The 21941-nt window shown below is 51.8% G+C and carries 23 protein-coding genes; 6 read left to right on the top strand and 17 right to left on the bottom strand.

The features are described 5' to 3' along the window. Positions 1–11 precede the first annotated feature (11 nt). Both ccoS and HB679_RS01140 read right to left on the bottom strand, forming a co-directional pair. The gene (gene ccoS, locus HB679_RS01145) at positions 12–173 is read right to left on the bottom strand and encodes a cbb3-type cytochrome oxidase assembly protein CcoS (RefSeq protein WP_214070105.1); all 162 of its coding nucleotides are present in this window, start codon (positions 171–173) and stop codon (positions 12–14) included. After that, positions 170–2560 (bottom strand): heavy metal translocating P-type ATPase metal-binding domain-containing protein, encoded by a 2391-nt coding sequence (locus HB679_RS01140; protein WP_214070104.1) that lies wholly within the window; start codon positions 2558–2560, stop codon positions 170–172. Before HB679_RS01140 ends, ccoS begins: the two co-directional genes overlap by 4 nt. A 120-nt stretch (positions 2561–2680) precedes the next feature. On the opposite strand from HB679_RS01140, the gene HB679_RS01135 reads away from it, so the two are divergent. Genes HB679_RS01135 through HB679_RS01125 form a run of 3 tightly spaced genes read left to right on the top strand, consistent with a single transcriptional unit; the run spans position 2681 to position 5744 of the window. After that, positions 2681–4444 (top strand): hypothetical protein, encoded by a 1764-nt coding sequence (locus HB679_RS01135; protein WP_214070103.1) that lies wholly within the window; start codon positions 2681–2683, stop codon positions 4442–4444. An 11-nt stretch (positions 4445–4455) separates the two neighbouring features. Continuing rightward, the gene (locus HB679_RS01130; protein ID WP_214070102.1) at positions 4456–4941 is read left to right on the top strand and encodes a pyridoxamine 5'-phosphate oxidase family protein; all 486 of its coding nucleotides are present in this window, start codon (positions 4456–4458) and stop codon (positions 4939–4941) included. 50 nt (positions 4942–4991) lie between these two features. Next, positions 4992–5744 carry a YoaK family protein gene (locus HB679_RS01125; protein WP_214070101.1) on the top strand — a complete coding sequence of 251 codons (753 nt, stop codon included), beginning with the start codon at positions 4992–4994 and terminating at the stop codon, positions 5742–5744. Here HB679_RS01125 and HB679_RS01120 read toward each other — a convergent pair. From HB679_RS01120 to HB679_RS01110, 3 genes are all read right to left on the bottom strand, one after another. Beyond that, positions 5737–6624 carry a response regulator transcription factor gene (locus tag HB679_RS01120; RefSeq protein ID WP_214070100.1) on the bottom strand — a complete coding sequence of 296 codons (888 nt, stop codon included), beginning with the start codon at positions 6622–6624 and terminating at the stop codon, positions 5737–5739. The genes HB679_RS01125 and HB679_RS01120 overlap by 8 nt on opposite strands. Positions 6625–6633: 9 nt before the next feature. After that, entirely contained in the window at positions 6634–7638 is a 1005-nt protein-coding gene (locus HB679_RS01115; RefSeq protein WP_214070099.1) for an aldo/keto reductase, read from the bottom strand. Between the two features lie 63 nt (positions 7639–7701). Then, the gene (locus HB679_RS01110) at positions 7702–8571 is read right to left on the bottom strand and encodes an RteC domain-containing protein (protein WP_214070098.1); all 870 of its coding nucleotides are present in this window, start codon (positions 8569–8571) and stop codon (positions 7702–7704) included. A 332-nt stretch (positions 8572–8903) separates the two neighbouring features. Here HB679_RS01110 and HB679_RS01105 point away from each other — a divergent pair, with 332 nt between their 5' ends. Next, positions 8904–9128 carry a hypothetical protein gene (locus HB679_RS01105; RefSeq protein WP_214070097.1) on the top strand — a complete coding sequence of 75 codons (225 nt, stop codon included), beginning with the start codon at positions 8904–8906 and terminating at the stop codon, positions 9126–9128. Here the strand turns inward: HB679_RS01105 and HB679_RS01100 are convergent. The 4 genes from HB679_RS01100 to HB679_RS01085 all read right to left on the bottom strand — a co-directional run bounded on the left by HB679_RS01100 (position 9125) and on the right by HB679_RS01085 (position 14407). Next, positions 9125–10927, bottom strand: a complete 1803-nt coding sequence (locus HB679_RS01100; RefSeq protein WP_214070096.1) for a TetR/AcrR family transcriptional regulator — start codon at positions 10925–10927, stop codon at positions 9125–9127. The two genes, HB679_RS01105 and HB679_RS01100, sit on opposite strands and share 4 nt — an antisense overlap. Continuing rightward, entirely contained in the window at positions 10882–12153 is a 1272-nt protein-coding gene (locus tag HB679_RS01095) for an aminotransferase class I/II-fold pyridoxal phosphate-dependent enzyme (RefSeq protein ID WP_214070095.1), read from the bottom strand. The genes HB679_RS01100 and HB679_RS01095 overlap by 46 nt, the downstream gene beginning before the upstream one ends. A gap of 191 nt (positions 12154–12344) precedes the next feature. Then, positions 12345–13385 (bottom strand): PLP-dependent cysteine synthase family protein, encoded by a 1041-nt coding sequence (locus HB679_RS01090; protein ID WP_255547510.1) that lies wholly within the window; start codon positions 13383–13385, stop codon positions 12345–12347. Next, positions 13382–14407, bottom strand: a complete 1026-nt coding sequence (locus tag HB679_RS01085) for an NAD-dependent epimerase/dehydratase family protein (RefSeq protein WP_214070093.1) — start codon at positions 14405–14407, stop codon at positions 13382–13384. Before HB679_RS01085 ends, HB679_RS01090 begins: the two co-directional genes overlap by 4 nt. A gap of 169 nt (positions 14408–14576) precedes the next feature. Here HB679_RS01085 and HB679_RS01080 point away from each other — a divergent pair, with 169 nt between their 5' ends. Beyond that, complete coding sequence (locus HB679_RS01080; RefSeq protein ID WP_214070092.1) at positions 14577–15515, top strand: D-2-hydroxyacid dehydrogenase family protein; 939 nt, start codon at positions 14577–14579, stop codon at positions 15513–15515. Positions 15516–15550: 35 nt separating this feature from the next. Here HB679_RS01080 and HB679_RS01075 read toward each other — a convergent pair whose 3' ends face one another. The 6 genes from HB679_RS01075 to HB679_RS01050 all read right to left on the bottom strand — a co-directional run bounded on the left by HB679_RS01075 (position 15551) and on the right by HB679_RS01050 (position 19484). Then, a complete protein-coding gene (locus tag HB679_RS01075) occupies positions 15551–17575 on the bottom strand; it encodes a CHASE3 domain-containing protein (RefSeq protein WP_214070091.1) in 2025 nt (674 codons plus the stop codon). A gap of 64 nt (positions 17576–17639) precedes the next feature. Continuing rightward, complete coding sequence (locus HB679_RS01070; protein WP_214070090.1) at positions 17640–18050, bottom strand: DUF1810 domain-containing protein; 411 nt, start codon at positions 18048–18050, stop codon at positions 17640–17642. Between the two features lie 5 nt (positions 18051–18055). After that, the gene (locus HB679_RS01065) at positions 18056–18259 is read right to left on the bottom strand and encodes a hypothetical protein (RefSeq protein WP_214070089.1); all 204 of its coding nucleotides are present in this window, start codon (positions 18257–18259) and stop codon (positions 18056–18058) included. A 25-nt stretch (positions 18260–18284) separates the two neighbouring features. Further along, positions 18285–18539 carry a helix-turn-helix transcriptional regulator gene (locus HB679_RS01060; protein ID WP_214070088.1) on the bottom strand — a complete coding sequence of 85 codons (255 nt, stop codon included), beginning with the start codon at positions 18537–18539 and terminating at the stop codon, positions 18285–18287. After that, a complete protein-coding gene (locus tag HB679_RS01055; RefSeq protein WP_214070087.1) occupies positions 18540–19187 on the bottom strand; it encodes an HXXEE domain-containing protein in 648 nt (215 codons plus the stop codon). It abuts the gene before it with no gap. Positions 19188–19274: 87 nt separating this feature from the next. Then, positions 19275–19484, bottom strand: a complete 210-nt coding sequence (locus HB679_RS01050; RefSeq protein WP_214070086.1) for a hypothetical protein — start codon at positions 19482–19484, stop codon at positions 19275–19277. A 95-nt stretch (positions 19485–19579) separates the two neighbouring features. Here HB679_RS01050 and HB679_RS01045 point away from each other — a divergent pair, with 95 nt between their 5' ends. Beyond that, the gene (locus HB679_RS01045; RefSeq protein ID WP_214070085.1) at positions 19580–20107 is read left to right on the top strand and encodes a response regulator; all 528 of its coding nucleotides are present in this window, start codon (positions 19580–19582) and stop codon (positions 20105–20107) included. Positions 20108–20319: 212 nt separating this feature from the next. On the opposite strand, the gene HB679_RS01040 is transcribed toward HB679_RS01045, so the two are convergent. Then, positions 20320–21012: a siderophore-interacting protein gene (locus HB679_RS01040; RefSeq protein WP_214070084.1), complete on the bottom strand. Its 693-nt coding sequence runs from the start codon at positions 21010–21012 to the stop codon at positions 20320–20322. A 76-nt stretch (positions 21013–21088) separates the two neighbouring features. Continuing rightward, a complete protein-coding gene (locus HB679_RS01035; protein WP_214070083.1) occupies positions 21089–21940 on the bottom strand; it encodes a helix-turn-helix transcriptional regulator in 852 nt (283 codons plus the stop codon). Position 21941 lies beyond the last annotated feature (1 nt).

Genomic DNA, 21941 nt, shown 5'->3' with positions numbered 1-21941 from the left:
AATGATCGGTATCATTTTTCAGGCGGCGGTTCTTCCTTATCCTCCAGCAGGATCCGCATGGCCGGGGTATACAGGTCATCATGCTGCCCGCTTTTCTGGGCCCAGAAAAAGGCGGCTAAAAAGATCAATGCGAGCAGGATACTGCAGCCGATCAGGAAATACAGGATCGTCATAGCAGCTTTCTGAATTTGGCCGCCACGCGTGTGGCGATACTGGTAAAGGAAATGATGGTTACGGTGCTGACCGGCATTAATATCGCCGCCGTGAGCGGTGATAACTTCCCGGTAATGGCAAAGCTGAGGCCGACCATGTTATAGACCAGCGATATGCCGAACGATAGCTGAATGACATTTACCGTATCTTTCGCAAATTTCAGGAAGGACGGCAGCTTTTCAAAGGAAGCGCCGTCCAGGATGGCATCGCTTCCCGGCGAAAAATTATTGATATTTTCCGTTACGGCGATGCCCAGGTCGCTTTGCTTTAAGGCCCCCGAATCGTTCAGCCCGTCGCCGATCATCATGACTTTATTGCCCTGGAGTTGCAGCAGGCGGATATAATCCAGCTTTTGCTGCGGCGACTGGTTGAAGTGCAATTGTTCTGCATAAAGGAAAAAAGGCAGGAGTTCGGGTAGTTCATGATCCCCGTCGCCGGAAAGTAAATGAAGCTGGTAATCTGTCTGGAGTTCCGCGATCTTTTCCAGTCCCTTTCGGTAATGGTGTATAAAGGAAAAATAACCCAGGTAGTTGTCGTCGACCATCAGGTGTACCTGCGTGGTATTCACCTGCGCCCCGCGACCGCCCAATACAAATTGTTCATTCCCGATGCGGACCTGGTGCTGCCGGATACCGGCCAGTATCCCTTTACCCAGGATCTCGGTATAATCCGCTACCTCCAGGCCGTCTTCATGACCGAGATAACGGCAGATCATCCGGCTAAGCGGGTGCCCGGAATTCATGCAGACGCTATAAACCAGTTGCTTTTGCTCCCCGGTCAGTTCCGCTTCCAGGGTCAGGCTGGTAGGATCGCCGGTCGTGATCGTTCCCGTTTTATCCAGGACAATGGTATCTATTCCGGCCAGCTGTTCTACAACAGATGTGTTCTTTAAATAGAACCGGTTACGGTCAAAAATACTCAGCGCAGCGGACAGGGTGAAGGGCGTGCTTAAAGCGAGCGCACAGGGACAGGCCACGATCAATACGGAAGTAAAAGCGGCAAGAGCCCTGCTGCTATCGGTTTGCAGCCAGAAGAAAAAGGCCGAAAACGCGATGGCCAGTAATACGATGGTAAAATATTTGCTTACTTTTTCATTGAACGAAGATATCCGGTTTCCTTTCGGCTGGGTAAAGGCTTCATTGTTCCAAAGCTGGGTAAGGTAACTTTGGGAAACCGGTTTGATCACTTCCATTTCTATGGCCTGGCCGGTCTGTCGCCCGCCAGCATAGATGATCTCCCCTAAAGTTTTGCCGACCGGCACGGATTCCCCGGTGACAAAGCTAAAATCGATCAGCGCCTCTCCTTTTAAGAGGATGGCGTCGGCCGGGATGATCTCCTGGCTACGGATGACGATCCGGTGCCCGGTTTCCAGTTCCGACAACGGAACCGGCCGCTCTTTTCCATCGGTGATCACTTGCACGGCTACCGGAAAAAAAGACCGGTAATCGCGCTCAAAGGAAATATGGTGATAGGTCTTTTGCTGGACGAGTTTGCCGATCAGCAGGAAAAAAACCAGGCCGCAGAGGGTGTCGGCAAATCCCGCGCCGCTATGGGTCAGGATCTCCGCGACGGTACGGATAAATAATACCGCGATACCCAGGGCCAGCGGAAAATCGATATGCAATACTTTATTGCGCAGGTTCTTCCAGGCGGAAACAAAATAGCCCCGCCCGCTATAAAATACGACCGGCAGCGAAAATAAAATATTGAGCCAGCCAAAGAAATGCCGGAAGGATTGCTCAGCGCCGGAAAGGCCGAAATATTCCGGGAAGCTCAGCAGCATGACGTTGCCAAAGCAAAAACCGGCCAAGGCTATTTTCAGCACCAGGTTATCACGGGGGACTGCGTTTTGTTTTTTGATAATATCCTGCAGGCTGATCAGCGGCTCATAGCCGATATCATCCAGCAATTCTACCAGTCCCTGCAGGCTGAGGCTGCGCTGATCAAACTTGATATTGATCTGCTTTTTCAGGAAATCGACCCGGCAATAATAGATAGCGGGATTGATCCTGTTCAATTGTTCGAGCAGCCAGAGACAAGAGCTGCAATGGATATGCGGAAGGTAAAAGGTAACGACCGTTTGCTGGTCATCGGTATAGTCGATCAGCTGACTGACAATCGATGGTTCGCTCAGGTAATCAAAGCGTTTATTTTGTTGTTCACGGCTTGCGCCGGGGTGGTCGTTATAACTATAATAACTGCAAAGCTGGTTGTCGCGCAGTACCTGGTAGACCCCTTTGCAGCCCTGGCAGCAAAAATCTTTTTCGTCGGCCCTGATCCCGGCATCGGGGACTTCGTCCCCACAGTGGTAACAGGTTATTTCTTTTAGCGTTAAGGTTTCCTTCATAGCCAGCTATTTATGGTTCCAAAACTGCGGGTTTAGCAACTGGTAAAGAATGATGAATGACTTATAAAAATGTGACCTGCGTCAGTTTTTTGCCGGGGGCCGCTGCCTAATTTTGACGGCATGAGCCATACATTCCATATCCCCGTGTTAGGGTTAGGGTATTCTATCGATACCCCGCTGAAAGTCGCGCGTTACGGTATTTCTTCCGTGATCTCCATTGTTGATGATGAACTGACGGAACGGATGCGGGCCTATCATTCGGCCGAAAATCAGCTCCGGTATACCCTGATCCCTAAGACCGCGCCGGATGCCCGGGCGAAAAGAATCACCGCCTATCTCAACTTAATTCATGAGTTAGTTGAAAAGCAGTTCCGGGAACTGAAACTACAGGCCTTTACGCCTGGCAACGATATTTGCCGGTATTTTGAGCTGCTGCCCGAAACTTCCCAGCTGCGCCAGGGCTATGACCTGATGCTGGAATACCCCCAGGGTCAACGGAAAGAGATCTTTCAAAATTTGTTAAGGGAACTGATGCGTCCGGGTGCGATCGATGTCAATATCATGGCCAAGGTGGATAAAATGAATTTTTCGGCGGATGGGAACTATTTGGGTGATGAAAACACGGATGCGCTGGCCGCTTTACGCGGTTTTGCAAACAGCAAGCTGCATTCTTCGGTTACCCTGTCCGCGGGGATGAATCCACGGCTATATAGTTACCTGGAAGCCTTCGGGGATTTCCTGCCGGATGAGGCGGGCGCACTGCAAAAAAAGATCATTCTCAAAGTCAGCGACTTCCGTTCCGCCTTTATCCAGGCCAAGTTCCTGGCAAAAAAAGGTTTATGGGTGTCCGAGTTCCGCGTGGAATCGGGCCTGAACTGCGGCGGCCACGCTTTCGCTACCGAGGGTTACCTGCTGGGGCCCATACTAGAAGAATTTAAACAGAAAAGGGAAGAAATGGCCACGGAGCTGTTCGGGCTCTATGCACCTGCCCTGTTACAAAAAGGCGTCACCGCCCATCATCATCCGCAACGTTTAAGCGTACAGGGCGGTATCGGTACGGCCGCTGAAAATGCGTTCCTGCTGGACCATTATGACCTGGACGCGACTGGCTGGGGCAGCCCCTTTCTGTTAGTCCCCGAGGCGACTAACGTAGACGAAGCCACGCTGCTACAGCTGGCCGGCGCGGCGGAAACCGATTTTTACCTGAGCGGCGCCTCGCCTTTGGGCATCCTGTTCAATAACTTTAAAAACAGTTCGATAGAAGAACAGCGCCTGGCGCGCCTGGAAAAAGGCAGGCCGGGCAGCCCTTGTACGAAAAAGTATCTATGTACCAATACGGAATTTACCGAGCAGCCCATTTGCACCGCCTCAAGGGAATACCAGCATTTGAAAATACAGCAATTACAGGCAATGGAATTGCCTGCGGCCGACTATCAGCAGCAATTTGACGTAATTACCGAAAAGATCTGCCTGTGTGAAGGCTTATGTTCTTCCACTTATCTGAAATACGGGATCGAAAGGCCCCGGGAAAATAACGCGGTAGCCATCTGCCCCGGACCCAACCTGGCCTATTTCAGCAGGATCTACAGCCTGGAGGAAATGGTCAAACATATCTACGGCCAGGTTAACTTACTGGATCAGATCAAACGCCCGCACGTATTTATCAAAGAACTGGAGCTCTATATCGATTACCTGCAAAAAGATCTGCAGGCGCATTTAAAGGACCTGACGGAGAAGAAGCAAAAGCAGCTGACTAAGTTTAAAGAACAACTGCTGTCAGGGATAAGCTATTATAAACAGCTCTGGAACGAATGGCCCCTGCCCCAGTTCGGTATTTATGACCTGGCGCTGGCGGAAACGAAGCTGAACAATACGTTGATATAAGGAACAGAACCATGTTAGGGACACTAAACGATGAAAAGCTCGAAGAGCTTTTACAAACAAAATTACTGGGCCGCATCGGCTGCCACGCAGACGGGATCACTTATGTCGTTCCTGTTCATTACGTGTATGAAAGCCCTTTTATTTACGCGCATTCTTCGGATGGCTTAAAGATCAGCCTGATGCGCAAAAACCCGGAGGTCTGTTTTGAAGTGGACGACATCCGTGATTTTTTTAACTGGCAATCGGTGATCTGCTGGGGTACTTTTGAAGAAATCAAAGGTATCGATGAACAGCAGCGGGTGATGCAAAAGCTCATCGACCGGATCGAACCGTTCCTGTCCGGGAAGGAAGATGCGCATCCTTCACATGGCATCGCTGACCTGGCCAGTGAGATAGGCACCACCAAAGACCTGGTGCTCTACCGGCTGAAACTTCATCAAAAAACAGGCAAGTTCGAGCACCGGGATTTAACACCTGCCTCCGGACAGGAACATTAAGTTAAAGCGAAAAAAGGCAGGGCATTTGGTTATCTTTGGAGGTAAAGAATATGTTAAGGCACCAGGGAACCAAACGAACCTACGCGCATAATGTGAAGCTGGCTTCACTGCTGGGCATTACGGCCGGATTTGTCAACGCGGCGGGCTTTTTAGGATTTACCGTGTTAACGACCAACGTTACCGGCCACGCGGCTCTGTTCGCTGAACGGATCGCTTTCCAGGACTGGGCCACTGCCCGGGTGGTAGCGTTATGGATGTTTTTATTTTTAGCCGGCGCTTTTGTTTCCAGCCTGATCGTTTCCCGTATCGGCCGCAACCAGCAGTATTCTTATGTCATTCCGATCCTGATCGAGACCGTTATTTTACTAACCGTCGCGCTGCTGGGCCACCGTTACAATGGCAGCCTGGTGGACAAAGAGCTGTTCGCCGGCAGCCTGCTCTTTGCGATGGGTTTACAAAACGCGCTGGTTTCACTGGTTTCCGGTTCGGTCGTACGGACCACGCATTTAACGGGCACCTTTACCGACCTGGGTATCGAACTGGCCCAGGCGCTGCAGCAAAAAACCGAAGAACGGCCCTTGCTGCTATCCCGTATCAAGCTGCGCCTGGCCATCATCTTTTTCTTTATGTGCGGCGCCGTTGGCGGCGCGTACCTGTTCCATGCCAAAGGGTTTTATGCTTTCCTGGTACCGGTGGCTATCCTGGTTTACACGCTGGTCTACGATGTGTTAAGGATCCGGCTGAAGCGTTTTTACCACCATTGGCAAAATAAAGTCAGCGCGAAAAAAGAACGCTTTAATTAAATGCCTGCCGAAACTCCAGCGGCGACAGCTTGGTTTTCTTTTTAAACAAGGTACTGAAGGATTGCGCATGCTCAAAGCCCAACGCATAGGCGATCTCGCTGACCGAAAGACTGGTCGCGGACAGGCGCTCTTTAGCTTTTCCGATCAACTTTTCATGAATATGCTGCTGGGTATTTTGCCCGGTATGTACCCGCAGCAGATCACTCAGGTAATTGGGGGAGAGATTCATTTTACCGGCGATATATTGTACCGTCAGCAAACCCGGTACTTCGCTATTGAAATACGCATCAACCAGCTGTTCAAACTTCACCAGCAACTCAGAATTATTAGGCTTGCGGGTAATAAACTGACGCTCGTAAAAACGATTGGAATAATTCAGCAACAATTCGATCTGCGTTAAAATGATCTCCTGCGTGTGCTTATCGATATGCCTGCACTCTTTATCAATTTTAGTTAATACCGTGATCAGGTCATCCTCTTCTTCAGCGGAGAGATGCAGCGCTTCATTCACGGCATAAGCAAAGAATCCGTAGCCGGCAATACCGGTTGCCAAATGATGCTGCAGCAAAAAGTCCGGATGAAAAACCAGGAGGTATCCCGAGCCGCATTCCATATACTGTACATCGAGATACTGCACCTGGTTAGGTGCAGTAAAACTTAAAACCCCCTTGTCATAGTCGTAATGCTGCTGTCCGTACCTGATCTTACCCTTTGCCTCCCGTTTCAGGGCCACGCAATAAAAGCGGTTGACAAAACCCTTCCAGACCTCGTCATCTAAAAAGACGCTCTCCGCCAAATTGATCACGCTCACCAGGGGGTGCCGCGGTTCCGGCAGCGACAGCAGCCGGTGAAATTCAGCGATGGAGTTAATGGCGTTCATCAAACAAATTTAATCATTTAAACCCATACCGAACTCATCATACGGTGCTCCCGTATCCGTGCCCGGCGGTACGATATTTTCCAGCTGTGCCAGGTCTGCCTCAGTCAAACTGATGCCTGTTGCGGCGATATTTTGTTCTAAATACTTGCGGCGTTTCGTTCCCGGTATCGGCAATATGCCTTTACTCATGATCCAGGCCAGAGCCAACTGTGACGAAGTAACCTGCTTCATTTCAGCCATGGCTTCAATAGCCTTCACTAAGTCGATGTTCTTGTCAAACTGCCCGCCCTGGAAACGCGGCATACCCCTTCTAAAATCATGCTCCGGCAGGTCAGCCAGGCTTTTGATTTGTCCGGACAGGAACCCGCGGCCCAATGGCGAATAAGCCACAAAACCAATACCGAGCTCTTTTAAGGTTGCCAAAACCCCGCGCTCTTCCACCGTCCGTTCAAACAGCGAGTACTCGCTCTGCACTGCCGTAACCGGATGTACCGAGTGTGCCCGCTTCACGGTTTCCGAAGATACCTCCGACAAACCGATATAGCCCACTTTACCTTCTTTGACCAATTCAGCCATGGCCCCTACGGTTTCCTCTATCGGCGTATTTTTATCCAAACGGTGCATATAATACAGATCGATATAATCCGTATTCAGGTTCTTCAGCGACCGCTCCAACGCTTTTTTCACATAAGCTTTCTTCCCGTTGATCGCCCAGGTAACCTTATTTTCATCGTCGATCTCCCAACCAAATTTGGTTGCTATGATATATTTATCACGCTTGCCTTCTATTGCTTTTGCGATCAGCTGTTCGTTTTTTAACGGACCATACAGATCAGCGGTATCCAAAAAATTGCCGCCCAGTTCCAGCGAACGATGAATGGTAGCAATGGCTTCCTGCTCATCTGCCGGGCCGTACATATGTCCTTCTTCAAAACCGGTCATGCCCATACAGCCCAGCCCGATCATCGGCACAACCAAACCCTGGCTGCCCAATGCAGTTTGTTTTATTTCCATAACCCAAAGGTCGCTCAAACCTATTTGGCAGACGTATGCAAACCCCTGAAGCTTGTCAGCAAATCAAGGTTTGACCTGCTTTGTTCCGCCCGGCTTCCAGGCATCCCCCTCCTCTATATACCGCAAAAACGCTTCCCGCATCTCATCCAAATACTTAGATTGACTAACCGACTTCCGCATCTTGATCTCCGAGAACCGCCGGTAGTAACGGCTCAAACTGATATTAAAACTATCTTCCAGCCATTCAATAATTTCGGCGATGGTTATTTTCCCATCATTGATCTGTTGTGTGCCGTAAATGCCATAAGCGACTTCGACCAGGTTGGACTTGTCACCGGTCCAGTTCATGGGCTTGCGTTTGGGTTTGCCTATGGTCGGTTCTTCGGCACCACGGTGGTACAAACAGCCGATCAGGAATTCCTGCAAACGTTCATAAGCGATGAACTTGGCGAACAGGTAATCCCCTGCCGTTGAAAATTCAGGGTCCAGGTCCGGGCCGTCCGGCAGCAAAGTTGCAGGAACATCTACGTTGCGCACAAAATACAAGGCATCCAGTTCCGAACCATCGAGTAAATAATATTGATAGAGAAAGCGGTGCTGGTCAAAGAAACGCCGGATGTATTTCAGTTCCTGCTCATAATAGGCTTTGAGCAGAATTTCTTCGCCGATGGGTTTGCTGCTTTCGATGGTAAACACCTCCAGCGCGTAGATCTGCTCGGCCACGATTTGCGGCTTGCCATATTTGAACAGGTCGATCTCTTCACCTTGGTTGGTGATGGGATTTGCCGCCAGTGCTGCTTTAAGGTCATTGACCGCCAGGCGCACGGCGCCGATAACGCCGGTCAGTCGTTTTACCGGCGTAGTGCCTAAATCATTAAAAATCGCTATTTCTTCTTGTAACGCTGTAAAGCGTTGTTCTGTAAATATTTTCATAGGTTTCTGTTTTCAGCAAAGCAAGCGCCCTCCGGTATTGCCCGCAAGTGGGGAAAGGGTACATCTACCCCCTCGCTAACTCACAGGTGGTGTCAATTAACTTCGCTATATTTGTGCTATATTATAGCGAACTGCTATTTGACTTGTCTCAGAAACTGCGAATTTCAAAACAAACAAGGACAAATAGGCTGGCTCGCCTGCGCTACAGCGCGGGGCGGCGGCTTATCTTGTTTGTGGGCTTTCGCAGGCCTCTGAGACGGATATGGCACGTACCCCGCGCTGTATCGTTTAAGGACCGCTTGTACCGGGGCAACAGGCATCATTGATCAAACATGGACACTTATTTAGCCGAACCACTATTGAACGAAGCTATCGCCCGACTGGGACTAAGCGAAGAATTTTGCCTGGTTACCGAAACCCTTGGATTTTATAGGCTGGCCGAGCTGCTGCAGCACCGGATGGCTGACCTGCTGGCTTTGCCGGGGTTTGACTACCGGATCTGGAACGAATATGCCGCCTTCCTGGAACAGCACCGGATCGGCCATTACCTGGACTAAAAGAAATTCCGCAGGTCGTCCAGCATACGGACGAGCAATTCTTCCACCGTTTTGATCGTCGCCGTATCCTTGGTATAAAACTTGGTCTTCACGCTGCCCGGCGAAACATCGGACTGCTGTTTAGTGGCGCAGTTCCGGGCGATCTTCTCGGCCAGGACATCCAGGCTTTCCTCATCGAACAAACCATGATCATATTGCAGTTTATACCATAAGGCGGTCGCTAAAACACTCATTTTATGCCGGAACTTAAACGGATTCTTAAACGTGTCGCCTGTATCGTCCGGCTCTACCTGCGCGATCAGTTTCATTTCCGCGTCGACCCAACTGCATAACTGGTCGCCGACCTTTTCCGTTCGGCTCTCATAACGCAGGTCCGACACCGCAACATCTTGCAGGATAAGCGTTTTGCAACGGGTCAGTTCTTCCAGTTTGGCTTTGCGCCCAACTTTAGCATCCGTCTTTTCCTTGATCAGCCGGTAACAATACCCCAGGAAACGCTGGTGGTTATAACCCAGCCGGATCAGCGCCGAGATCAGGGCTTCCTCCGGGGAGCCGCAATCCAGGTTCGTCCAGTCCATATTTTCGATAAAGTCAAATAAGCGGCGCAGCCAGGTATAATCGGCCCAGACCAGGCGGTTTTTATGAAGCGCGAAAGCGGCAACCGGCAATCCCGTGATCTCGGTCAGGAGCGACCCTATCCCCTGCCCGGCCAGTACGGTTTGCAGCGCAGCCCAGCGGCTGCCGAGTTTTTCGCTTTGGTGCTGAATAAAGCCTTTGGGCAAAGGCAGGGCCGGACTGATACTTTGCGGCACAATGTTTTTTACCGCGCTCAATAATTCAAGCAGTACCCTGGTTTCCGCGCTGATCCTGCCGTGGATATCGAAAAGCCGGTCGCAAATGCGGATCAGCCTTTGCAGCACCATGTTCAGCATCGTACTGACCTGCGTCGGGTTCTTCAGTTCCAGTAAACGGGCGCTCACCAGGCGTTCGATCCGTTTGGATTCCGAGCTCAGCGCATTTGACGACCCGGCTTTTTTTTCAAGGTCAGCAACAATAGCCTCCAGTAGCTCAAACTCTCCATTTATCGTTTGCATATCAGTTGTTTCTTTATTTTCAATTGCTTTTTCCCAGGCCCAGCCAATGATCTGCCCGATGGTGTCGAGCAGCAACGCCCGGTCACGTTCCAGGTTGGCATCGATACCACAAACCGTGCTTTTGTTATTTTCGGCATGCATCACCACATAATAGATCCCGCCCAAAAGCAAGGCTTCGACCGCTTTAAAGCTGATCCCTGAGTCCTTAAAAAAGGCATCCGCGGTATGGAGCAGTTTGGCCCCTTCGGTTTCCCGTTCCTCCGAGATCCGGCGCATCAATGGCGTATTTTCGCTGATCTGCCAGAGGATGATCTTTTGCATTTCGACATTGTTGCGGAAATAACGAAAGTTCTCCTGCATCAGTTCGGTGAACAGGTGCTGCACCTCGAAGGCCTTCGGAGCTGCGGATAAACGGAACCGTTCGAAAAACGGCAGCCAGTAATCTTTGCCACGGATATAGACGCGTTTCAGGTTGGCCAGGTTCCCGAAATGGTGATTGACGATCGTCCGGTCCTTGCCGATCCGGGAAGCGATCTCCGTAGCCGTCAAAGCGGAGAAACCTTGTTCGATGACGATCTCCGAGGCCGCATCCAATATTTGCTGTTTGGTCAGTTCCGCGTTTCGTCGTTGATTAAGGCTTCCCCGCATCTGGTTTTGTTTTAGTGTACGATCTGTTTTTTTAAGCCGGTCTTTCCGGCTACCCATTCCCAGGCATTCAATACCCGGTCCAGGTGTTCCCGCGTATGCGTGGCCATGACGGCCATCCGGATCTGCGAGCGGTTGCCGGCCACGGCCGGGTAACCAATCCGGTTGGCGTAAATACCGGCATCCATCAGCAGCTTGCTGACCTCGGCATTCAAATCAGGTTTGCCGGTGATCACCGGGATGATCGCCGATTCCGTATTGCCCGTATTCAGGCCCAATGCCTGTAAACCCGTTTTTAAATAAGTAATGTTGTCCCATAGCTTAGCCTTCCAGACCGGCTCCTCGTCGATCAGGTCGATGGCCTTTAATATGCCGCAGGATGAGGGTGCCGGGGATACCGAAAAGATATGCGCGCGGCTCTGGTATTTCAGGTAATTGACCATATTCGGTTTGGCCACCACATAGCCGCCGATATTGCCAAAGGTTTTACTGAAAGTCCCGGTGATAAAATCCACTTCCTGGTACAGGTCGTACAATTCCAGTACGCCGCGGCCGGTCTGCCCGATCACACCCACACCGTGGGCATCGTCGAGCGCGGTATAAGCACCATAATGTTTGCAAAGCCGGACGATCTCATCGAGTTTAGCGATATCGGCCTGCTGGGAATAGACCCCGTCGATCACCACGATCCGGGTGCGATACTGACCACCGGTCTCCGTTAATATCCTTTCAAGCCTTTCCATATGGTTATGCGGGAAGGTTTTGATGGTCGCGAGCTGGCAGCCCTCGTACATGCTGGCATGGACACCGGTATCAAGGATCGCCAGGTCCTGTGCTTTGTTTTTCAGCAAGGCCTGCATCGTGCCGGTATTGGCGGGATAACCGGCCGAATAAAGGATGGCCGCATCCCGTTTGAAAAATGCCGCGATCTTTTCTTCGATCTGCCGGTGATAGGTAAAATGGCCGCCGATGGCCGGCGAAGCGGAAGAGCTGCCGCCGTATCGCTCGATACCGGCAATGGCCGCCGCTTTGACGGCCGGGTGCTGGGAAAAGCCCAGGTAATCATTAAAGACAAGGGCCACAAAATTCTTGTTGGGATTGCGGGGCATGTCTAAGGTTATTTCAGGCCCGCAGGGACCGGTGCATTCCTGGCGGTAATTCCAGTGGCCGCGGGCTTCCCAGTCATCCTGGTAATTACGGAATTCTCCGGCCCATCCGAAAGGGTCTTTCCCTTCCATTTCTTCAAAATCCTTGAAGCTTGCTGTTGCATAATTAATAGTGCTCATAGGTGTTCTTATTTGTTGTATAAGTAAAACTATGCGCCTTTTATTCCCCTACCTGTGAGTTAAGGCAACAAAAACGCCGGGCTGCTCCTCCGCCCGGCGCTGATTAACTATTTTTAACTGATCTCATTTATCGTAATGAGCAAACGAAAGAACAAAGAGACTCTCTAAAAAAACTATTTACCCGGCTAATCTTATTTTACCCGGTTACCCCTGTCCGTCAGCTGACAGCCGGTCAGCTCGATATCCGGGCTGAGGTAACCGTTTCTGACCGGCTCTTTCCCGAAGAGTCCGGTACTTAAATATCTTTTATCATTGTCGGGGAACACGGTGACCACGACACTGTTAGGCCCCAATTCCTGCTGCAGTTTGATCGCGCCAAGCAGGTTCGCCCCTGAAGAGATCCCCACCGGCAGTTGCAATGCTGAAAAAAGGCGCTGCGCCATCAGGATCGCATCGCCGTCGCTCACCCTGACGACTTGATCCAGCTTGGGGAGGTCAACAATAGCCGGGATAAATTCGTCACTGATCCCTTGTATCCGGTGGCTGCCCACCTGGTAGCCGGTCGATAAGGTCGGGCTTTCCGCAGGCTCTAAAGGGTGGACGGAAATATTCGGGAACAGTATGCGCAGGTATTTTCCGACGCCCATTACCGTCCCGCCCGTGCCGACGCCGGCCACAAACGCGTCGGGCCTGATCTTTTGCAACAGCAAATAATAACCGATCTCCCTCCCGGTCGTCTGTTCGTGCGCATCTACATTATACTGGTTTTCAAACTGCCGGGTCAAAAACACCCGGTCATGAAAACTCATCGCTTCGGCCATTTGGATACTGCCTACAAAACCACCCTGTTCTTTGGAAACCAGCTGGATCTCCGCGCCAAAACCCCTGATCATTTCGCGCCTTTCCAGGCTCATCCAGTCCGGCATCAGGATCCTGACCCGGTGCCCGAGCGCGCGGCCGATAGCCGCCAGCGCGATGCCCGTATTTCCGGAGGTCGCTTCCACGATGATATCACCGGGCCGGAGCTTTCCCTGCGCATGCGCTTTTTCCAGGATATACAAGGCCATCCGGTCCTTGATGCTCCCGGTCATATTGAAATACTCGCATTTAGCCAGGATACTTTGCTCAGGTCCGCCGCGGTACCGGTAGCGTATGCTGGCGACGGGCGTATTGCCGATCAGCCGCCAAAGCTTTTTGGCGGTCGCGCTAAAATCCGGTCTGATCGTGTTCATAGCCATTGTTCCTGTCCTGCCGGCTGCGGTGCGCCAGCCAGCCCGGCGCGGGCCGCTGTTACCCGTTTTTTTAATTGTTCGTCACCCAGGTGCCAAAGCATTTCGGCCGCCATCTCCGCTAAGCCAAACTCGTATTTCCAGTGCCAGTCCTTACTGCTTTGGTGCCCATTGATACTGGCCGGCCAGGAATCGGCGATCCTCTGGCGGAAATCAGGTGTATAGCTGATGTTAAAACCGGGCAGGTACTGTTTGATCTGACCGGCCAGTTCCTTCGGGCTGAAGGTGAGGCCCCAGATATTATAGCTGGTCCGCACGCTCAGGTCAGCGGCCGGGGCATCCATCAGCTCCAGCGCCGCGCGAACAGCGTCCGGCATATACAGCATCGGCAACAAGGTATTATCGGCTAAAAAACATTGGTAATGGCCGGACGCAATGGCCTGGTGAAAAATATCGACCGCATAATCGGTCGTGCCGCCGCCCGCTTTCGCGCTGTGGCTGATCAATCCCGGATAGCGGATGCTCCGCACATCGAGCCCGTACTGGTCATAATAATACTGGCACCAGAGTTCGCCGGCCGCTTTACTGATGCCATAAACGGTGGCGGGCTGGTTGGGAACATGCTGCGCGCAGAATGCCGGGAGGCAATGCTTGCCAAAAACGGCAATACTGCTCGGCCAGAATACCCGGCAGTGCTTTCTTTTGCGCGCGGCCTCCAGCACATGCAGCAAGCTCTGCATATTCAGGTCCCAGGACTGCCGGGGATTTTGTTCGCCATTGGCGGAAAGGACAGCGGCCAAATGATAGATCTGCGTAATCGCGCTATGATTAACCACCCGTTCCAGCATCACCGGGTTCATGACATCTGCCTTCACGTAAAGGCCATCTTTGACCAGGTCCGCGGTCACCAGGTGCCGGTCGGAGGCAATGACATTTTCCGGGCCGTATTTAGCGCGCAGGGCCGGTACCAGTTCGGTACCGATCTGCCCGCAGGCACCCGTAACTAAGATCTTTTCGGTTCTCATAATTGATTCCTTAAAAATCCATTAATCCTCCGGCGTGGCGAACTTTTATTAACCTTTGGTTCATCGGCCTTTATTGACCGGTCAGCTTGGACATTTCGCCTAGGCTATTTTTTTGCCTGAACAGCACAAAAGAGCGGAAGACTATTAATTTTGCAGGCAAATACTTGCTATGGATACTTTAATCAAGATCGCCGTCCTGGATGATTATCAACAGATCGCTTTAAAGCTGGCTGATTGGCGGGCGCTGGAAAGCCGCGCCGAAATCACTGTTTTCACCGATCATTTAAGCGATGAGGCGGAACTGGTGAGCCGGCTGCTGCCTTTCGCCGTGGTTTGCGTCATGCGGGAGCGCACGCCCCTGAACCGGGAGATCTTATCTAAACTGCCCAATTTAAAACTGATTGTATCAACCGGTAAGCGCAATGCCTCCCTGGATATGGATGCCTGCAAAGAGCTGGGGATCGAAGTGGCGATGACGGATTACGTGGACAGCGGTGCGCCGGAACTGACCTGGGCGCTGCTGATGGCGCTGGCCAGGAATATCGTTCAGGAAAGCGGCAATGTACGCTCGGGCGGCTGGCAGACCACCGTCGGCGCGGATCTCCGGGGAAAGACCCTGGGCATTGTCGGGCTGGGCCGGATCGGCAGCCAGATCGCGGCTTATGCCAAGGTATTCGGGATGAAGGTGATCGCCTGGAGCGAGAACCTGACCGAAGAACGGGCGCACCGCGCGGGCGCGGAAATCGTAAGTAAAGAAAGGCTGTTCCGTGATTCGGATTTTATTTCCCTGCACCTGGTGCTGAGCGACCGTTCGCGTGGGATCGTCGGGCAAAAGGAGCTGGAACTGATGAAGCCTTCCGCCTTCCTGGTCAATACCTCCCGCGGGCCGCTCGTTGACGAGGCAGCGCTGCTTACCATCCTGAAGACCCGGAGGATCGCCGGCGCGGCACTGGATGTCTTTGATACGGAGCCTTTACCTGCCGGTCATGAACTGCGGAAGCTGGACAATGTGCTCTGCACACCGCATATCGGTTATGTAACGGAACACACCTACCGGGTATTTTACGGGGATACGGTTAAGGCGATCGAAAACTGGTTAGCCAAATAAAAAACGGACGCTTAGCCAGGACCTGCAAGTTGAGGTTACCGGAGCGGCAAGGTAAAAAAGAAAGTCGAGCCCACCCCTTTTTCACTTTCGGCCCATATCCTGCCGTCGTGCCGCTGAATGATCTCCGCGCTGAGGTAAAGGCCAACACCAAAACCCGATATATGAAGGGTATGCTCCGAACCGGCCCGGTAGTAGCGGTCAAAGATCCGCGGCAGGTCCTGCGGACGAACACCCATCCCCTCGTCCCGGATGCTGACCTGGACCTCATCCCCATTGATGGCGCAGGCAATTTCGACCAGTCTGCCTTTTGGAGAGTATTTAACCGCGTTGGATAAAAGGTTGGAAATAACGGCGCCGATCTTCTCGCGGTCGGCATGGAGTTCGATAGCGGGCTGTTTTTCAAAATGAAAAATATGGCTGCTGACGGTCAGGCTGATCTCCCCGATCTGTTCCGTGATCAGCGCGGTCAGGTCAAAGTACTGCCGGATGATCTCCAGTTTACCCGATTCCAGGCGGGAGACATTCAAAAAGCCGTTGATCAGGCTGCTCATCTTTTTGGTCTGCAGCCGGGCCCTGCCCAGGGCCTGCGGCACGAAAGGGTCACTATGTGTTTTGAGTTTGTGTTCGAGCACCTGCACCAGGGCCGTCAGCGAAGTTAAGGGGGTTTTCAGCTCATGGCTGGCCATGCCGATAAAGTCATTTTTGCGCTGCTCGTCCCGTTTCTGCTCGGTAATATCGCGGGCGATCTTGGAAACACCGATCACCTTGCCTGCTTTATCGCGGATCGGCGATATGGTCAGCGAAACCTGGATCAGCCGGCCGTCCGCGGTGCGGCGGGTCGTTTCGTGATGGTCGAGCTTTTCGCCGTTGCGCAGGCGCGCGAGTATCTGTGGTTCCTCATGCTGCAATTCGTCGGGGATCAGGGTCAGTATCGACCGGCCTACGATATCGGCCTCGGCGTAACCGAAAATCTGCTCCGCACCGCGGTTCCAGCTGGTGACCACCCCGTCCAGGTTCTTGCCAATAATGGCGTCGTCTGAGGATTCGACGATAGCGGCCAGGTTCGCGCTGCGCTCATCGGCTTGCCGGAGTTCCTCGATCAGGCCCATTAAACGCCTTTCACTTTCGGCGAGGTCCTCATTGGTCGCCAGCAATTCTTCGTTAGTGGCGGCCATTTCTTCATTCATGGCGGTGAGCTCTTCATTCAAGGCCTGTGTTTCCTGCTCGCTATCCTGCAGCGCTTTGGTTCGCTCGACTACCTTTTGTTCCAATGATTCATTATGAGCCGCCAGTTCTTCGCGGGCCTCGGTCAGTTCCTGATTGATCGCGGTCATTTCCTCATTAGCCGCCGTGATCTCTTCGTTGGCGGCCGTCAGTTCTTCATTCAGCGCCTGGGTTTCTTCTTCATTGGATTCCAGTTCCCGGCGCAGGCGTTCCTTCTCCCGGTAATCGGCTATTACTTTACGGTAGGAATACATGGTGATCCCTACGGCTAGCAAGGCGGCCAGGATAATAAAGCCCGGCACCAGGGCAATGTAATGGTTCAGTTTGGCGGAGCGCTCCCGCAGCAGCACCTGTTCATCGTTTTCCGCTTTGCCGACTGCCTGGCGGAGATCGTCCATGGCGGCTTTCCCGGCATCCAGCTCCGCCGGCGCAATGGGTTCGGCCCGGTGTTTTTTATCGACCAGTTGCTGCAGGATCGCCAGGCGCTGCGCCAATATCCGGCGGATGTCCTGCATATTGATTTGCTGCCGCTGGTCATCGGAGGTCAGTTTAGTTAGCTGACCGGTCAGCTGCAAAGCTTCCTGGTAAGCGCCGTTATAAGGCTGGAGATAGTCTTTCCGCCCGCTGAGCAGGTAGCCCCGCTGCCCGGTTTCGGCGTCTTTCATCACGGAAAGTACTTTTTCCAGCTTTTGCATGACTTCACTGCTATGTTCGACCGCCCGGTTGCTTTCCAGCAAATTTTGCAGGGTAAGATAACTGACCAGGCTGACCAGCAAAAGGATCACTATAGAAATACCATAACCCAGCCGGAGGCTGCGGTCAAACCGGGTTGCCATAAACAGATTGAATAGACCGTAAATATAAAAAAATCTCAGAAAAATTGGCTAAGCCGGGACTTGTCTAAAGCAACTGCAAAGTCGCCTGGTCTTTTGTCCCGTCAAAGTATTTTTTAAGCACCGCTTCAAAAACCGGGTCCGAACCTGGCACCGAGGCAAACAGGGTCATCGAAGAGCGCAGCTTGAGATCGTCGGGATCGCCCATTACTTGGGTCGCATTAGCGGACGGGAGTGCCAATAAAGCCCTGCTCATTTCAATTAAACGGGAACTTAAAACGGGGTGATCCAAATAGGCAGTCGCTTCAGACAGATCTTTGATGGCAAAACGTTTGGCCATTTCGCTATACCCGAGCCCGTCGATTTGCGGAAAAATATACCACATCCAGTGGCTGCGTTTGCGACCGGCCGTGATCTCCGACAAGGCGGTAGCGTAGTCCCGCTGCTGGGCATCGAGAAATCGTTTTAAATTGCTCATTTAGTTTACCTTTTATTCTTTTCATCAGCGGGTATTTCGTCCGGATGCGCTTCATAATGTAAGTGCGCCTGTTTTAAGCCGGTAGCAATGGCTTCGCCTTCATTGCCGGTAGATTTCAATACTTCGTTCGCGATCTCCACCGCTTTTTCCCGCAAATATGGGGGCTGGTTTTTATAAGATGGCGGGTAATCTCCGTTATACCAGGGCATAGTTTCTCCTTTTAGCAATAAACCCTTATGCTCCGAAGTTGTTTGGATGGAATGCCGCGGGATCGATCAGGATCTGCCGGAAATCGACATTCAGGGTTGCCGCCAGCGCATACACGGTACTGATATAATAATCAAAATTTCCGTCTTCCATTGCTGCAATTATTTCCGCATCCACGCCGGACAATACGGCCAGGGTTTCGACGGAATAGCCTTTTTGCAGTCTTATAGCGCTCAGGTTTTCGCCCGAGCGGCGCAAAGCTTCTTTAGCGTCGGTACTCATTTAGCCGGAGCGTCTTTCCGCTAAGCGGTCAACCGGCCGGAGTTGCCGGTTCTCAAAAACATACGTGGTGTTCCTGTCCGCCATCCAGTCGATCAGTTTGACAATACCCAGGTAATTTAACACGACACCCAAAGGGATACCAATGAGCCAGTCGCTTAGACGGGTGGCCGGGTCTGCGATCAGGGTGGAGTAATACCAAATGGCGACTGGTAAAAATAAGACGATGCCAGTGAGTATCCCCGGATTATAGAAGGTCTTGCCTTTGATATTAAAAAACAGGGTGTGCGCGAAAAAATTACCCAGGGAGATGAGCACCGTGCCAATGCCCAGCCATTTGAACTGGTCGCCGAAAAGCGCTGCCAGCAGGTAAGCAGCCCAGCCCATGACCACATTGACGATCAAAGAGGTTTGCGTATTCAGCGGGTAACGATCCGGCTGGTTGCTCCCGTAAACGGCGGCATTGACCATCCCCGGAAAATAGCCAGGGTAGCGATACTCTTCTAACTGGTGGATAAACAGGGAGATCAGGCTCAGCCATAAAATCTTTTGCTGCGTGGTCATCGTGTTAAAACGGGTTACCAGGTATACAGCAGCAACCAGTGCCAGGAGGCCGCCAAGGTCAAACCAGTGTTTTCGTAACAGGGTCATTAGGTGATCTTTTAAACCGCCAAATTAAAACAAATGGCGCAAATAAAAAAGATCAGGATAGCCGCATGTAACCCGCCATTAATCGTGTTATATTGCCAGGTTGTGGTCGGATTTTAAGCCGACATCTTTCAATTTGGTAATGATCGCCCGTCCACCGTATTTAACCCAGATATTCGACCAGTTTTTTTTATCAAACTTTAAAAACGTAACAAAGGGGTTTTCTTCCTGAAACCCTGCGAAAGCCTTACCGGTATAGAATAATTCGAGGCCTGCTAATAATTCTTTTTTCTTCATCATAGCCGAAAAATTTAATCTATTAGGAATAACGATGCCGCAGGCGAACTGTTTTAAGAAAGAAATACTAACGGTCATGCGCTTCGATAGGATCACCAATGCTTTCGAACAGTTTTTTACGGATGAGTTACCCGGATAATGGTATCCATTGCCCGGGTGCGCATCTTGGGAGACCCGGTGATGATGTTCCGCCGATGGTGGCGTACTATCGCTTTTGCCTGAAATATTTTATCTTTGCAAAAAAACAGGGCGTGGGAAAGAAAGTATTGATCATTGAGAACGACCAGGATATCAGGCATATCGTTGAGTTTATTTTAGGTGAACAAGGGTTTACAACCTTGAGCATGCCTGAACCGGAAAGCTTGGCGGCCATCGTACCTTTCGCCCCTGACGTGATCCTGCTGGATGAATTCATCAATGCCAGGCCGGGCCACCGGCTTTGCCGGAAAATCAAACAAGTGCCGGGATTAGCTGCTGTACCGGTTATCATTCTTTCCACCGCGAATGATATTGAACTCCTTGCTACGGAATGCGATGCCAATGACTATATCCGCAAACCCTTTGATGTGGAAGATATGGTAAGCGTTGTCGTTCGGACGGTGAATCATCAGCCGCTGCTAAGCTGAAATCAATTCCCGCTAAATTTCATCGTTAATCAAATACGCTTTTGCTTGCTTTGAGGATTTTCACCAGATCAATTCCCTCCCTTAAAAACGCCGTAGAACAGGTCGCCGGTTTCTTTGAGCCGGTCAGCTTATTGTGGATTTGAAAGCCGGGATGCATTTTGCCTTTACGATGCTGCTTCCGAGGCTGGATCATCCGGTATTGCTTGCTTTCACTATGACCAGAAGCCCTTCACCTTGAAATTTGAATGGCCCAGGTTTTTCAGTGAGCGGCGCATCACGGCGACCAAACCATTATGGCCCGTCAGGTAAAAGCGGGTATGCGTGGTACAATAACCCTGCGCCGCCAGCCAGCCGGTAAGTTCATCCGGGCTGGAAAGTATGGTAAGCGCAGAGCGGAAATAGTCTTGGAATAAATGGCCCGCGTGAGGGTTGTCCAGCACGACCGCGCCGTCAAAACGGTTTTTGGGCAAAGTCAATTGCTGCAAAGCCAGCAAGTGGGCCAAACTGCTGGCGTCGCCAAGGCCTACGACCAGATCGGTCGGGTGTGGTGACTGCCTGGTATTTTCAATGGCGAGATAGTGTATCGTTTCGCCGGCCTGTAAGTTCCTCGCCCAGCGGCTGCCCGGCCCTTCGTGCGCCGTATCGATCAGCAGGGAACAAGTATGCGTTTCAGCATCCCAGCCAAAGGGAGTATAATCCCGGTAAGTAAAGCTGGCGGCCTTAAATTTGATCGAAGGCACTTCGTGCCAATCGGCCATCGGCGCTTCGGGTAAATGCAGGTCAATTTCCACCATGGCGGCGTTTTCCCAGTGGCGGACATCCAGCACCCGCCCGCTCTTTAGCAAAGGTGCTTCCAATAGCTGAGCCGTCCGGTTTTTTAATTTTTGTATAATGGATGTTTCCATGTCTTTGAATGTTGTTAAGACAAAGGAACGCGCTTATTGAAGTTAAAACAATGCAGGCAGCGGGGCAATGACTGGATTATTCGCGGTATTGGGCGCGAAAGGCCATCGGCGTCAGCCCACTGTGCTGGCGGAACAGGCGAAAGAAATAATTGGGATCATCGTAGCCTAATTCCAGCGCGATCTCTTTTACGCTTAGGCGGGTATAATACAGCATCCGTTTGGCCTCCAGCATCACCTCCTGGCTGATCCAGTAACTGACGGACATCCCCGTCACCTGTTTCAGCGCTTCGTTCAGATAGGCAGAAGACACATGCAGTTTGTCCGCATAAGCCGAAGGGCTTTTCATCGTTTTATAAGTGGCGCTCAATTCCTGTTTAAAAGCCTGCGCCAGTTCCATTTTACGCGAACGGGAGCCTTCAGATTTTTCGGCGCTTTTATATTCCGCCGCGACCATGCCGGTAAAGGCCTGTAAAAGCGAATATAAGACCTGCCGGTAAAAAGGACTGGCCGGATCGCTCCCATACTGCTGCAGCAAAGACTGCAGCACCTGCTGATAGCGCTGGCGGCCGGCCTCATCCAGGCGGACCAACTGCTGCAATACCAGGCGCTGCTCGAAAACCTGCCGTTGTTCGGCGGTCAGCAGCCCCGTATCCACCGCCAGGAACCAGCCGTAGGCCATTTCATTACTGATGCGGTGGTGCACCTGGCCCGGCAGTACGAAATATAAGCTACCCGGCACGAACTCCACCCGCTGAAAATCGATCATCAGGCCCGCCGAACCCGATTCCACCAAAAAGAAAATATAATGATCATCCCGGTGCGCCCCCAGGGTTTCGGCTTCGTCCTTCCGGTCGCCCGGCTGGAAATAGTCGATCTGCAGCCCGATCTCGGACCGGTCGACCAATTGGTGCATGGGGATAACGGGCATA

Source organism: Mucilaginibacter sp. dw_454 (genome assembly GCF_018449775.1).
Taxonomy (GTDB): Bacteria; Bacteroidota; Bacteroidia; order Sphingobacteriales; family Sphingobacteriaceae; genus Mucilaginibacter.
This window is presented reverse-complemented; position numbering and strand designations above follow the sequence as displayed.